This is a genomic window from Parasphingopyxis lamellibrachiae, assembly GCF_003385775.1.
GTDB classification, from domain to species: Bacteria; Pseudomonadota; Alphaproteobacteria; order Sphingomonadales; family Sphingomonadaceae; genus Parasphingopyxis; species Parasphingopyxis lamellibrachiae.
Genome location: NZ_QRDP01000004.1, coordinates 1,145,212 through 1,157,378 on the forward strand (window position 1 = coordinate 1,145,212; position 12,167 = coordinate 1,157,378).

The window sequence follows — 12,167 nt, forward strand, 5'->3', positions numbered from 1 at the left end:
TTCTAATCGTCGTGCGTAGCGATCCAGTTTTCCACCACCGGCGCAATGCGCTCGCGCCATTTGCGGCCGTGGAAGATGCCGTAATGGCCGACTTCCTCCGCCATATAATATTTCTTCTTCTTGGCCGGAAGACCGGACGAAAGCGTCAGTGCGGCCTTCGTCTGCCCCAGCCCGGAAATATCGTCGCGCTCGCCTTCGATCGCCAGCATGCCGATATCGGTAATCGCGGCCGGATCGATAAGCTCGCCCTTATGGCGATATTCGCCGCGGGGAAGCGCATGGGTCTGGAACACCACATCGACAGTTTGCAGGTAGAATTCCGCCGTCATATCGCAGGTTGAGCGATATTCGTCGTAGAAATCCTTCGTCGCATCGGCGCTGTCGCCATCGCCCTCGACCAGATGTTTGAACATTTCCCAATGGCTGATCATGTGATTGCCGAGATTCATCGACATGAAGCCGGCGAGCTGGAGAAAGCCGGGATACACCTTGCGCCCGGCGCCCGGATAATAGAGCGGGACGGTTGCGATCACATTCTGTTCGAACCAGGCATGCGGTCGCTGGGTGGCCAGCGTGTTGACCGTGGTCGGGGCTTCGCGTGTATCGATCGGCCCGCCCATCATGGTCAGGGTGCGGGGCCGGTCGGGATGCTTGTCCGCCGACATCAGCGCAGCCGCCGCATAGCAGGGCACGGATGGCTGGCACACCGCCAGCATATGCGCGCCCGGCCCGATATGCTCAAGAAATTCGACCAGATAATCGATATAGGTATCGAGATCGAAAACACCGTCCGACAAAGGAACCGTTTTTGCGTCGCGCCAGTCGGTGATCCAGACATCATGGCCGGGAAGCATCCGGTCTACCGTATCACGCAGCAGCGTGGCGAAATGGCCTGACATCGGCGCAACGATCAGCAATTTGGGCTGACCGGACACGCCCTCTTTCTGAAAATGCTTGAGCTGCCCGAACGGCTTGCGGGCTTCGATTTTCACGGAAACTGGAACGGCTTCGCCTTCGACCTTCACCGACTCGATACCGAAAATCGGTTTGCCGCGCGGCGCGGCGGCATGGGCGAAAACATCGAGCGCGGAAGCGACGACCGGCCCCATGCCGCTATAGGAAAAGGGATTAGCGGGATTCTGCAGGATTTCGGCGCTCCACTCGGCCATCGCGCTGGCGCTGGCAAGCATGGAACGCTGCATTTCATACATGTTATAGAGCATAAAAGTTCCCGAATGGGCGACAGTGCAGCCGCAGTCGGTCCTACTCTAGGCCTCTTTACACCGATGTTGCAATGCAGCATCTGAAAAAGCCTGTGTTGAGCAGGATGCGCCCCACTGCTAGGCGAACGCCATGGCAGATAATGACAGCGACACGGGGAAAGCCCGGAACCTCGGCAACCTTGCGATAATCTGGCGCTTTGCGATCCGCTATCCGTTCCGGATACTCGGCGCCGGCCTTGCGCTGCTCGTCGCAGCCGGGGCGACATTGGCCATTCCGGACGGTTTCAGACGTGTCATCGATCGCGGTTTCAGCGGCCTCGACACCGATATCGCGCAATATTTCTATTATCTTTTTTTCATCGTCGTCGTGCTCGCTCTGGCGACGGCGCTGCGATTCTATTTCGTATCCTGGCTTGGCGAACGCGTCGTCGCCGATTTGCGTGTTGCGGTGCAACGCAACTTGCTTGCCCTGGATCCCAAATATTTTGAAGAAAACCGGCCATCGGAAATCGCGTCGCGCATGACGTCTGACACATCGGTAATCGAAATGGTGGTGGGCACGACGATCTCGATTGCGCTGCGCAATCTGGTGATGGGGATAGGCGGAACGATCTATCTGTTCACCCTCTCCCCCAAACTCGCGCTGATGATCTTACTCGGCATCCCGCTCGCGATCGGCCCGATCGTGATACTCGGCCGGAAGTTGCGCAATGTCTCGCGGTTCAGCCAGGACCGGATCGCCGATGTCGGCGCCATGGTTTCCGAAACGCTGGGAGCCATGAAGATCGTTCAAGCCTTCGGGCAGGAGAACCGCGAAGCCGACCGGTTCGATGCTGCCGTACAGAGCGCTTTCGCTACAGCCCGGAGGCGGATCATTATCCGCTCCGTCATGACCGCAATCGTCATCACCCTGATCTTCGGCGCGATCACCATGGTGATGTGGCAGGCCGCATCGGATGTCATCAATGGCCAGATCACCGGCGGCGCGGTAGCGGCCTTCGTACTTACAGGAATGATAGTCGCCGGGGCGTTCGGCGCCCTGACGGAAGTATATGGAGAACTGATGCGCAGCGCAGGCGCCGCCGGGCGTTTGAACGAACTGCTTCGCGAGGTGCCGGAGATCCGGGCACCGGCTAATCCCAAACCTCTCCCTGAACCGGCACGTGGCCATCTCCGTTTCGACGATGTCACATTCCGCTATCCGACCCGGCTGGAAACCGCGGCGCTCGCGGATTTCTCGCTCGCGGTCGAGCCGGGTGAACTGGTTGCGGTTGTCGGACCGTCCGGCGCCGGCAAATCGACGCTGTTCCAGCTCATCCAGCGCTTTTACGATCCCCAGCAGGGGCAAGTGCTGCTGGACGGAGTGGATTTGCACGACGCCGATCCGGCCGCCATTCGCCGGCGGGTCGCCATGGTGCCGCAGGATACAGTAATCTTCGCCGCCTCCGCGCGCGACAATCTTCGCTACAGCAACTGGGAGGCCAGCGACGACGCCCTGTGGAACGCTGCCGAAGCAGCCAATGCCGCCGAGTTCCTGCGCGAGCTCCCTGACGGCCTCGACACCTATCTGGGCGAAGGCGGAGCTCGCCTCTCAGGCGGCCAGCGGCAACGTGTGGCGATTGCACGCGCCCTGTTGCGCGACGCCCCTCTCCTGCTCCTGGATGAAGCGACCTCAGCGCTCGATGCCGAGTCCGAACAGCTCGTCCAGCAGGCTCTGGAGCGGCTCATGAAAGACCGCACAACGATCGTCATCGCCCACCGGTTAGCGACCGTAAGGTCGGCAGACCGCATCATCGTTATGGACGGTGGACGGATCGTCGAGGAAGGCAATCACGCGGCCCTAATGGGCCAGGACGGCCTCTATGCCCGGCTCGCGCAGTTGCAGTTTGAGAGCAACGCCGCGTAAAGGCTCGCGGCGCCAGCTGCTATAGCAGTGCGCTCATATCTGCGGGGTGAAGGCATCTGAAGAGGCCCTGAGGCGCGCTTAATGCCAGCGGATTGAAGCCGGAGACGTCTCTCTTTTCACTGCCATTCATGCCCGTCTCTACGCAACCGGGTTCGCTTGTTAGCTACTCCCATAAGAAAAGGGCAGCCCGCATGCGGACCGCCCTTTCCTTATCTGAGAGGCGCCAGCTTAGAACTGACGATATTGGTCGTTGCCGATAAAGCCCATATTGGTGACCTGCGCGCGCCGTGTAACGGCAAGCACATTATCGACAGTGTTGTACCGTGCCTGAGCATCCGGAAACATGTGCAGTTCCGGAACTGGCGTCATGGTAACCGTGATATCCAGATACTGACGCAGCGTCTGTGTCGTAACCGGTTCACCGTTCCACAGAATCTGATCGGTCGGTGAGATATAGACCTCGTTCTTGATCGGATCGATCGGATTGTCGGGTGGCGGATCATCATTGGCGACTGGCAAGTCGATCTTGACCGCGTGAGTCTGGATCGGGATCGTGATAATGAACATGATCAGCAGCACCAGCAGGACGTCGATCAACGGCGTCGTATTGATGTCGATCATCGGATCGTCTTCGGCGGCGGCAGGCCCTACTTTTCCACCCATGCTATACTACTCCTAAAACAATCTGAACTAGAGGCGCGTGATGCCCTGGCCCGGCTCAGGCTCCGAAATAAAGCCTACGCGGGTGAAACCAGCCTGTTGCATCACGAAAATCGGACCACCGATGCACCGCCACGGCGTATTCACGTCACCGCGAATATGCACTTCGGGCAGATCGTCTTCGGTCATGTTTTCAGCACCGCCAAATTCTTCAACCGTGTCTTCGATATGCTGAATGGCTTGTGTGAGCATTTCATTCGAATTGACTGGGGTCATTCCCCAGAACACTTCGCATGAGCCATCATCTCCGGCCCTGATCGACAGAGCGACATTTTCCGGCTTGGTCGTCGTCGGCAACAAGCGAACAGAGGGAAGATTAACGTCAACCGTCTGAATAACAACCGGGACAGCAATCAGGAAGATGATGAGCAACACCAACATAACGTCAGTCAGCGGGACGACGTTGATCTCGGAGATCGCGGATTCGTCTTCACCTTCCGAAGGTCCAACACTCATTCCCATGGGATCAATCCTATCCTAAACTCTAACCAAAGCCGACGTTTCCACGTCGTGCCTTTCTCCAGGCGGAGACGGGAACGGCAATCCGTCCCCGTCCCTTACCCGTTTACGACTTAGCAGCAGGCCGGGCTGCCGGAGCAGCTTTGGCCGCTGCAGCGGGAGCGGCCGGCTTAACCTTGCCATCCGACATGATGTAGCCATGGATTTCGTTCGAGAAGGCTTGGAGCTCTTCGCTCACCTTCTTGTTGCGACGAACCATCCAGTTATAGGCCATAACGGCAGGCACAGCCACGATAAGGCCGAGCGCCGTCATAATCAGGGCCTCACCAACCGGGCCGGCGACAGCGTCAATCGATGCCTGACCAGCAGCGCCGATCTTCACCAGGGCCCGATAGATGCCGACCACCGTACCGAACAGGCCGATGAACGGAGCCGTCGAACCGACCGTTGCGAGAACGGCGAGGCCTTCGGTGAGTTTCGAGTTGATCGAACCAACAGAACGCTGAAGTGCGTTAACCGTCCACTCATGCGCTTCGATCGGGTCGGTAAGCTGGGAGTGGTTGTCGCGAGCGACCAGGCTGTCTTCGACGATCTGGCGATAGGCGCTGTTCTTTTCGAGCTTGGCCGCGCCTTCGCGAAGGCTGTTCGACCGCCAGAAATTTTCACGGGCGCGTTTGCCCTGTTTCAGAACTTTCTGCTGCTCAAACCATTTGGTGAACAGGATGTACCAGGAGGCGGCGGACATGATCACCAGAATGGCGAATGTGGACTGAGCCACAATGCCGCCCTCCTCTAGGGCTGCACGGAGGCCATATGGGTTTTCCGCAACGACTTCAGCTGCTTCAGTAGACATGATTAATATTCCTCTCAAATAAACTTGCTACGATCAAACCGAACCGGAGTTCGTAAAAGGTGAGATTGTTAGTTGGGAATTTCCCAACGAATAGTGCTCGAATACGTACCCGTCGTCGGGTTGCCGGCATCGTCCAGAGCAGCCCGGAAGCGTGCGCGGCGTGTCAGCTGACGGCAGGTTTCATTATCCAACCGGGAATAGCCAGTCGAAGACGTGATCGTGCAATTCGTTACGCGACCATTGGTACCGATAGTCAGGCGGAAACTCGCCGAACCCTGCTCCTCGTTACGCAAGGACGAAGAAGGATAATCGTTCGTCGTCACCCAGCGGCCCGGATTTCCGCGCGGCTGCGCAGCCTGAGCCTGGCTTGGCGGCGGAGGTGGCGGTGCCGGTGGCGGTGGTGCAGGAGGAGGCGGTGCCGGTGGCCGCGGCGCAACTGTTGGTCGCGCGATCACAACCGGAGGCGGCGGCGTTACAACAACCGGCGGCGGCGGAATCGGAACATCCGGCGGCGGCGGCGGCAATTCTTCCTCGGGGGGTGGCGGTTCATCCTCAACGTCAAACACGGTAAGATCTTCTTGCACCGCTTGCGCAACCCTGACGGCCAAACCCGAAACTAGCGCATAAGCAAGAAGCACATGAAGGATCGCAACAGCGACAATCGCCGACAGTTTACGCGAGCTCATCTTCTGGTCAGCATAAGCCATTAAACAAAGAAACTCCCTCCAAAGCCCAACGTCCATAAAGCGCCAGTTCATCTGGCTTCATAAAAAAGGACAGTCAACCAACGCGTAGGCAAGGCAACCCGTCTGGTCGTCGATTCCCTACCGTCGACAATCACGTTACGCAACAGTTACCCGCTTGACCAGATACGATACAAGGTGATTGCCTTGGTTCACTGGCCCGATGGAGAAGATTCATGATCCGATTCGCCTATATTCTGATGAGTTTTGGCCTGCTCGCTTTGTCGGTCGATAGCGCTGAATCTCAAGAGTTTACGGCAGAGACGGACCTCACCTATGCCGATATTGCCGACCTTGCGTTGAGTGCGCCCGTGGTAGCGATTGCGCGGATCGACAGAGCGCGGCGGCTCGACGAAGAAAGAGCCATAGGCGTGGCTCCCAACCATGTCCGTTTTTATGTCGAGGCCGAATTGGCAACCCTGATTCGCAGCGCCGAGGGAGTCCCTGCCCGTGTCAGTTATCTCGTCGACGTGCCCCGCGATTCCGATGGCCGACGCCCGCGCATTCGCGACCGGCAGGTTATTCTGCTTGCCGCTCCCGTTCCCGGGCGTCGCGGTGAACTGCAGTTGATAGCCCCCGACGCGCAGATCGATTGGAGCCAGCACCGCGAGCAGGTCGTTCGCGCAATTCTCTCGGAAGCCGCATCGGATGACGCACCGGGTACAGTCACCGGCGTCGGCAGCACCTTCAGTGTACCCGGAACGCTTCCCGGCGAAAGCGAAACGCAGATTTTTCTCGCAACCAGCGACGGCCGTCCGGTTTCCCTAAGCATCCTGCGCCGACCGAATCAGGAGCCACGATGGTCGGTTTCGCTCGGCGAAATCGTCGAACGCGCGTCCCCGCCGCCCGAGCGCAACACGATATTATGGTACCGGTTGGCCTGCTTCCTGCCGGACAGCCTGCCCGATGCGAGCCTGGAGAATATGGACAACCGGCAGATTTCCGTGGCCCGCGCGGATTATCGGTTGGTTCGCGAAGATCTGGGTATTTGCCAGCGCAAACGCAGCTAGCGCGAGCGCCTAACTGTCCGGGGTGAGGTTGGGAAAATCGCGTTCGAACGCCTCCATATGGGCGCCGCCATCGACGAATATGGTCTGCCCTGTCACGGCATCGGCCTGGGCGAGCCAGGCGACGGCATCGGCAACCTGGGCCGGTGCAGGCAATGTTTTAAGCGGCATCAACGCCTCCGCGTATTCCATCATGGCATCGTCATAGGAATCCGTCGGTATCGTAAGGCCCGGCGCCACCGCATTGACGCGAATTGCCGGCGCGAGCTCGCCGGCCAATATGCGCGTAAGCCCGGCCAGTCCGAGCTTAGATAGCGTGTAGGAGAACTGGTCTCCATGGGGATTCGCAATCCTCTGATCGAGAATATTCACGATCCCGGCATTTCCCTTGCGCTTGAGAGCAGCAAAGGATTTCGCGAGAATGGCCGGCGCTGCACAGTTAACGGCGTAATGCGAAAGCAATCCGTCCATATCGGCGGTCTCCGGGCGATCGTCACCGAATCGCGCAGCGCTGTTCACCAGCAAGTCGGGCGCAGAACCGAACCGATCGGCAATTGCTGGAACCAGATGCTCGACCTGCACGGGGTCCGACAGATCCGCCACGATCCCCTGCCACTGTACACCGGCCTGCTCGATGGCCGCGAGCAAGGCCGGCTCGGGATCGATATCTTCCGACGCATGCAAGGCCAGTGCGTAGCCCTCGTTCGCCAGCCGCCCGGCTATCGCCGCGCCAAGACGGCGACAGCCACCCGTGACGATCGCCACCCTCATCGTTTATTCCGCACCATGGTTATACCAATCTGCTCCCCATTTTCGGAGATGGCGAGTTTCACGATTTCGATGGCGACGCGCAAGATCCGCTGATCCTGCAGAAAAATCGTATCGGCGATGTGGTCCGCGACAGCCTCGATCAAGGTGAAATGCCGATCCTTGGGCAACGCGTCCGTCATCGCATGTTTGAGGTCCATATAATTTTTGGAGCGCGACAGCGGAGTATCCGGATTGAACCGGTCTCCAGCGGCCATATCCGCCACAACCGATATACGGAGCGGTTGCGGCAACTTGGTTTCTTCCGAATAGATTCCGGTCAAAATCATGACTTCGACATCGCGGACTTCGAGCCGCAGCATGTCAGTCCCCAGCTCGGTCAATTGGCTTGCCATAGATGATTCGCGCTTTCCTTTTGCCTGCGAACCGCTAATCGCCACGGCGCTCAAGGTAAATGGCCCGATAATTGGCAAGACGAAAGACCAGCGAAAATCCATGATCGATCTCCAACCCCTTTCCGCGATAGCGCCAGCCGCGCTCGAAGCCCTTCTCGACCTGGCTTTCGGAACGGACCGACACGGCCGCACCGCCTATGCCGTGCGCGAAGGAACGGAGCCACTGGAAGAACTGTCTTTTGTCGCGTTGCTTGATGGGAAGCTTGCAGGATCGCTGCAGTGTTGGCCGGTTTCGCTGAGCCGGCCCGATTCCGACAGCCTCCCTCTTGCCATGGTGGGCCCGGTCGCAGTTCACCCCGATCACCAGAATCAGGGCATCGGCAAACATATGACGGGCATAGTTGCGGAGCGGCTGGACCTTGCGGGGCAGTCGGCGATGATGATTGGCGATCCGGAATATTATTCGCCTTTCGGCTTTCGCTCAGGCCCGGCCAGGGACTGGACCCTGCCGGGGCCCGTTGAGCCGGACCGCATATTGTTACGCCCCGCTTCCGGCGGCGACTGGCCCCCCGATGGCTTTCTGGAGCCAGACCTTTTGCGCTCCAGCGAGCGAATGCCTAACTAGGGCCCATGCCGTCACCTGCCCCTTCCGCCGATCTCGCTTCACTGTCGCTGGATGCCATAGCCAGACTGGCGCAGGATAAGAGCCTTCCACCGGTCGAAACATGGCATCCGGAGCGCGAGGGACAGATCGACATTCGGATTGCGCGCGATGGCAGCTGGTATCATGAGGGTGACCCGATCAGTCGTCCTGCGCTTGTCCGGCTTTTCTCCACGATTCTGCGCCGCGAACCCGATGGCAGCCATGTGCTTGTAACACCCGCTGAAAAGCTGACGATTGAGGTTGAGGATGCGCCCTTTTTGGCAGTCGAAATGAAACTCGTCGCCGATCCCGGCGATGGCGAACGGGCTGTCTTCCGGTTGAACACCGGGGAAATCATCGTTGCGGGTCAGGAGCATGCGCTTGAACTGCGCGGCGATGGCGACAAAGCGCTGCCTTATCTGCATGTGCGGGGCGATCTTTGGGCGCTGCTTGCCCGCCCCGTCTATTACGAACTGATGGAGCACGCGATACAAGCAGCCGACCACCCCATCGGCATTACCAGTGATGGCGTATTTTTTCCGCTGGAAACAACATTATGAGCCTCGTCACCCAACTCCGGACCAAGCTGGAAAGATCCCATGAGCTGGACCTTCCCATATCTTCGTCGGACGTGCGCGGAGAGGAGATCCTGGCGCGCGGTGCAGCGGTCGATGCGGCGGTCCTGATTCCGGTCGTCGACCGCCCTGTACCTACCGTTATCCTTACCCGGCGCACCGATGCGCTGCCCAGCCATCCCGGTCAGGTCGCTTTTCCGGGTGGCAAGGTGGATCCCGGGGATGAAAATTCCATCGCCGCTGCCCTGCGCGAGGCCGAGGAAGAAATCGCCTTGCCTCGCGACCGTGTCGAGCTGGTCGGTACGACCGATCTCTATCTGACGGGTACCGGCTTCCACATCACCCCGGTCATCGGCGTCATCCCGCCCGACATCCGGCTTGTGCCGGAGGCCGGCGAAGTCGCCGCCATATTCGAAGTGCCGTTCGACCATCTGTTCGACGTCGCCAATTACGAAGAACATGAACTGGAATGGCAGGGGCGCATGCGCCGCTATTTCCAGATGTATTGGGAGGAACAGCGCATCTGGGGTGTAACAGCCGCGATCATCATGAACCTGTCGCACCGGCTGCGGGCGGTGGAAGCATGAGGCTGCCGGACGCAGAATGGCGAAACTGGCCGGGCATGGATACGCTGCTTGCCGCGCTTGATGCCGGAGACGGAAAGGTCCGTTATGTCGGCGGTGCCGTGCGAGACAGTTTGCTGGGCATCGACGTGCAGGACGTGGATTGCGCAACCGTTTTTCCGCCCAACGAGGTCATGAGGCGAATCGAGGCCGCCGGGATCAAGGCCGTGCCCACGGGGATCAAGCATGGCACGATCACCGCCGTCCTTCCCGAGAAACATGTCATCGAAGTGACGACGCTGCGCCGCGACGTTTCCACCGATGGCCGCCATGCGACGGTCGAATATAGCGAGGATTGGGAGGAAGACGCCGCCCGCCGCGATTTCACGATCAACGCGCTCTCCGCCGACCCTCTGTCCGGTGAGATTTTCGATTATTTTGGCGGAGAAACTGATCTGGACGCCCGCCGCGTGCGCTTTATCGGCCTGCCTGCCGAGCGAATTGCCGAGGATCATCTGCGGATTTTGCGTTTCTTCCGCTTCCATGCGCGTTTTGGGGAAGGCTTGCCCAATCCAGCTGGGCTGGCGGCAGCAGAGAAGCACGCCAACAGCCTTATGGCGCTCTCGCGCGAACGCATTGCCGACGAGGTTTTGAAGACACTCGCTCTGCCGAATCCGGCGGACACGGTGGCACTGATGATCGAACATGGCATCTTCGCGCCCATACTGCCGGAGATTGTGAGCGCCAATGCGCTGGCCCGCCTGATCGGGCGCGAGGAACGGTTCGATCAGCCCAGCGATCCGGTCCGCCGCCTCGCCGCCCTGCTGCCGCCCGAGCCCGACACCGCGCGCGCCGTCGCCACCCGCCTCAAGCTGTCGCGCGCCCAGCGCACCCGCCTTGCCACGGCAACCGCGCGCATTCCCGGCGACACGGCCGAACCGCGCGCGCTTGCCTATCGCCACGGAATGGAGGGCGCGATCGACCGACTGCTGCTCTGCCCGACCAACGATATCGTCACCGGCAATGGCCTCGCCCATCTGATCGCCAACCCACCCCCACGTTTCCCGCTCAAGGGTGGCGAGTTGATCGCGATGGGCATGGAAACCGGGCCGGAAGTGGCGGCGAAACTGCGCGAGATTGAGGAGGCCTGGATCGCGGAAGACTTTCCGAATGAGGCGCGGGTCAAGCAAATTGCGGCGGCATTGCTAGAATAGGCGTCATGCTGAACCTGTTTCAGCATCCACCCCTCAATCTGAGCAGGCTTTACCGAAATGCAGAGTGGATCCTGAAACAAGTTCAGGATGACAAGGAAAAACAATCGAACCTTTTCCTCCTCCCCGCTGACTATATACCCGTAACGGGAGACATTCTGGATGGATCAGAGCGGGCGGGTTTATGACGAATTGCTCGTTCTGCATGTCCAGAATGGCGACCGGCGGGCGCTGGAGCGGCTGGCGTCGCGCTGGCAGCCGCGGCTGCTGCGTTCTGCGCGGCGCTTTACCGGCGATGACGAGCTGGCACGCGAAGCGGTTCAGGAATGCTGGCTCGGCATCACTGCCGGGCTGAAAAGGCTGAATGATCCGGCAAAATTCCCCGGCTGGGCCTTTACGATCCTGCGCCGCCGCTGTGCGGAGAAGATCAAGGCCCATGCCAAGCTGCGCCCCCGCTCGGACGAGCTGACCGAGGACAATGCGCCGGCAATTTCGCCGCGCGGGGAGGATCAGGCGGCGATTGCGCAAGCCTTTGCCAGGCTGCCCGAAGACCAGCGGATTGCCGCGACGCTCTATTTCGTCGAACGGCTCAAACTGGACGAGATTTCAGCCGCGACCGGCGTACCGCTCGGCACCGTAAAATCGCGCATCTTTACCGCGCGTAAAACCCTCAAGACCCTATTGGAAGGAGAAATATGATGACCGAAGTTGATAACAGGCTGCGCGCCGCGCTCGACGCAGACGACCAGGAATTTCTGAACGAACTCGACAGCGAGCGGGGGCTGTTCGCCCAGGTTGGCGACACGCTCTCCGGCCCGCTTGGCGGCTGGGCGAAGCTGGTTTTTGTAGTCGCGTTCCTGATGGCAGTGGTGATGTTCTACACAATCTACCGCGTGACGATCGCCGAAACCGACAGGGAGTTTTTCGTCTGGGCGCTTGGTGCCTTGGCCGCCCTCATCTCAACCGGAATGATCAAACAATGGTTTTTCGAGCGAATGAATCTGATGACTGTACTTCGCGAGTTGAAGCGCATTGAGCTCAGGATCGCGCGGATTGAGGAGCGGGGCTGAACGTGTTTCAGCATCCACCTCTTATTTCGCT

The 12,167-nt window shown here is 59.6% G+C and carries 15 protein-coding genes; 8 read left to right on the plus strand and 7 right to left on the minus strand.

Annotation, left to right across the window (positions count from 1 at the left end; all coding sequences use genetic code 11):
• Positions 1–2 precede the first annotated feature (2 nt).
• Positions 3–1,223, minus strand: a complete 1,221-nt coding sequence (locus DFR46_RS05750) for a polyhydroxyalkanoate depolymerase (RefSeq protein ID WP_116235578.1) — start codon at positions 1,221–1,223, stop codon at positions 3–5.
• 130 nt (positions 1,224–1,353) lie between these two features.
• On the opposite strand from DFR46_RS05750, the gene DFR46_RS05755 reads away from it, so the two are divergent.
• A complete protein-coding gene (locus DFR46_RS05755; protein ID WP_116235579.1) occupies positions 1,354–3,129 on the plus strand; it encodes an ABC transporter transmembrane domain-containing protein in 1,776 nt (591 codons plus the stop codon).
• A 228-nt stretch (positions 3,130–3,357) separates the two neighbouring features.
• Here the strand turns inward: DFR46_RS05755 and DFR46_RS05760 are convergent, their stop codons facing one another.
• The 4 genes from DFR46_RS05760 to DFR46_RS05775 all read right to left on the minus strand — a co-directional run bounded on the left by DFR46_RS05760 (position 3,358) and on the right by DFR46_RS05775 (position 5,868).
• Positions 3,358–3,792: an ExbD/TolR family protein gene (locus DFR46_RS05760; protein WP_116235580.1), complete on the minus strand. Its 435-nt coding sequence runs from the start codon at positions 3,790–3,792 to the stop codon at positions 3,358–3,360.
• 27 nt (positions 3,793–3,819) lie between these two features.
• Positions 3,820–4,311 carry an ExbD/TolR family protein gene (locus DFR46_RS05765; RefSeq protein ID WP_116235581.1) on the minus strand — a complete coding sequence of 164 codons (492 nt, stop codon included), beginning with the start codon at positions 4,309–4,311 and terminating at the stop codon, positions 3,820–3,822.
• A 103-nt stretch (positions 4,312–4,414) separates the two neighbouring features.
• Positions 4,415–5,161, minus strand: a complete 747-nt coding sequence (locus tag DFR46_RS05770; RefSeq protein WP_116235582.1) for a MotA/TolQ/ExbB proton channel family protein — start codon at positions 5,159–5,161, stop codon at positions 4,415–4,417.
• A gap of 68 nt (positions 5,162–5,229) precedes the next feature.
• A complete protein-coding gene (locus DFR46_RS05775) occupies positions 5,230–5,868 on the minus strand; it encodes an energy transducer TonB (protein WP_116235583.1) in 639 nt (212 codons plus the stop codon).
• A 212-nt stretch (positions 5,869–6,080) separates the two neighbouring features.
• Between DFR46_RS05775 and DFR46_RS05780 the strand changes: the two genes are divergently transcribed.
• Positions 6,081–6,914 carry a hypothetical protein gene (locus tag DFR46_RS05780; protein WP_245953698.1) on the plus strand — a complete coding sequence of 278 codons (834 nt, stop codon included), beginning with the start codon at positions 6,081–6,083 and terminating at the stop codon, positions 6,912–6,914.
• A 9-nt stretch (positions 6,915–6,923) separates the two neighbouring features.
• Here the strand turns inward: DFR46_RS05780 and DFR46_RS05785 are convergent, their stop codons facing one another.
• Both DFR46_RS05785 and DFR46_RS05790 read right to left on the minus strand, forming a co-directional pair.
• A complete protein-coding gene (locus tag DFR46_RS05785; RefSeq protein WP_116235584.1) occupies positions 6,924–7,682 on the minus strand; it encodes an SDR family oxidoreductase in 759 nt (252 codons plus the stop codon).
• Entirely contained in the window at positions 7,679–8,074 is a 396-nt protein-coding gene (locus tag DFR46_RS05790; RefSeq protein WP_116237178.1) for a dihydroneopterin aldolase, read from the minus strand. Before DFR46_RS05790 ends, DFR46_RS05785 begins: the two co-directional genes overlap by 4 nt.
• 100 nt (positions 8,075–8,174) lie before the next feature.
• Between DFR46_RS05790 and DFR46_RS05795 the strand changes: the two genes are divergently transcribed.
• From DFR46_RS05795 to DFR46_RS05820, 6 genes are all read left to right on the plus strand, one after another.
• The gene (locus DFR46_RS05795; protein ID WP_116235585.1) at positions 8,175–8,699 is read left to right on the plus strand and encodes a GNAT family N-acetyltransferase; all 525 of its coding nucleotides are present in this window, start codon (positions 8,175–8,177) and stop codon (positions 8,697–8,699) included.
• Positions 8,700–8,704: 5 nt separating this feature from the next.
• Positions 8,705–9,277 carry a DUF1285 domain-containing protein gene (locus DFR46_RS05800; protein WP_116235586.1) on the plus strand — a complete coding sequence of 191 codons (573 nt, stop codon included), beginning with the start codon at positions 8,705–8,707 and terminating at the stop codon, positions 9,275–9,277.
• Entirely contained in the window at positions 9,274–9,879 is a 606-nt protein-coding gene (locus DFR46_RS05805; RefSeq protein WP_116235587.1) for a CoA pyrophosphatase, read from the plus strand. The genes DFR46_RS05800 and DFR46_RS05805 overlap by 4 nt, the downstream gene beginning before the upstream one ends.
• Positions 9,876–11,069, plus strand: a complete 1,194-nt coding sequence (locus DFR46_RS05810; RefSeq protein ID WP_116235588.1) for a CCA tRNA nucleotidyltransferase — start codon at positions 9,876–9,878, stop codon at positions 11,067–11,069. The genes DFR46_RS05805 and DFR46_RS05810 overlap by 4 nt, the downstream gene beginning before the upstream one ends.
• Before the next feature lie 159 nt (positions 11,070–11,228).
• Complete coding sequence (locus tag DFR46_RS05815; protein ID WP_116235589.1) at positions 11,229–11,765, plus strand: RNA polymerase sigma factor; 537 nt, start codon at positions 11,229–11,231, stop codon at positions 11,763–11,765.
• On the plus strand, positions 11,765–12,136 hold the full coding sequence (locus DFR46_RS05820) for a DUF6768 family protein (RefSeq protein WP_116235590.1): 372 nt from the start codon (positions 11,765–11,767) through the stop codon (positions 12,134–12,136). Before DFR46_RS05815 ends, DFR46_RS05820 begins: the two co-directional genes overlap by 1 nt.
• Positions 12,137–12,167: the final 31 nt, after the last annotated feature.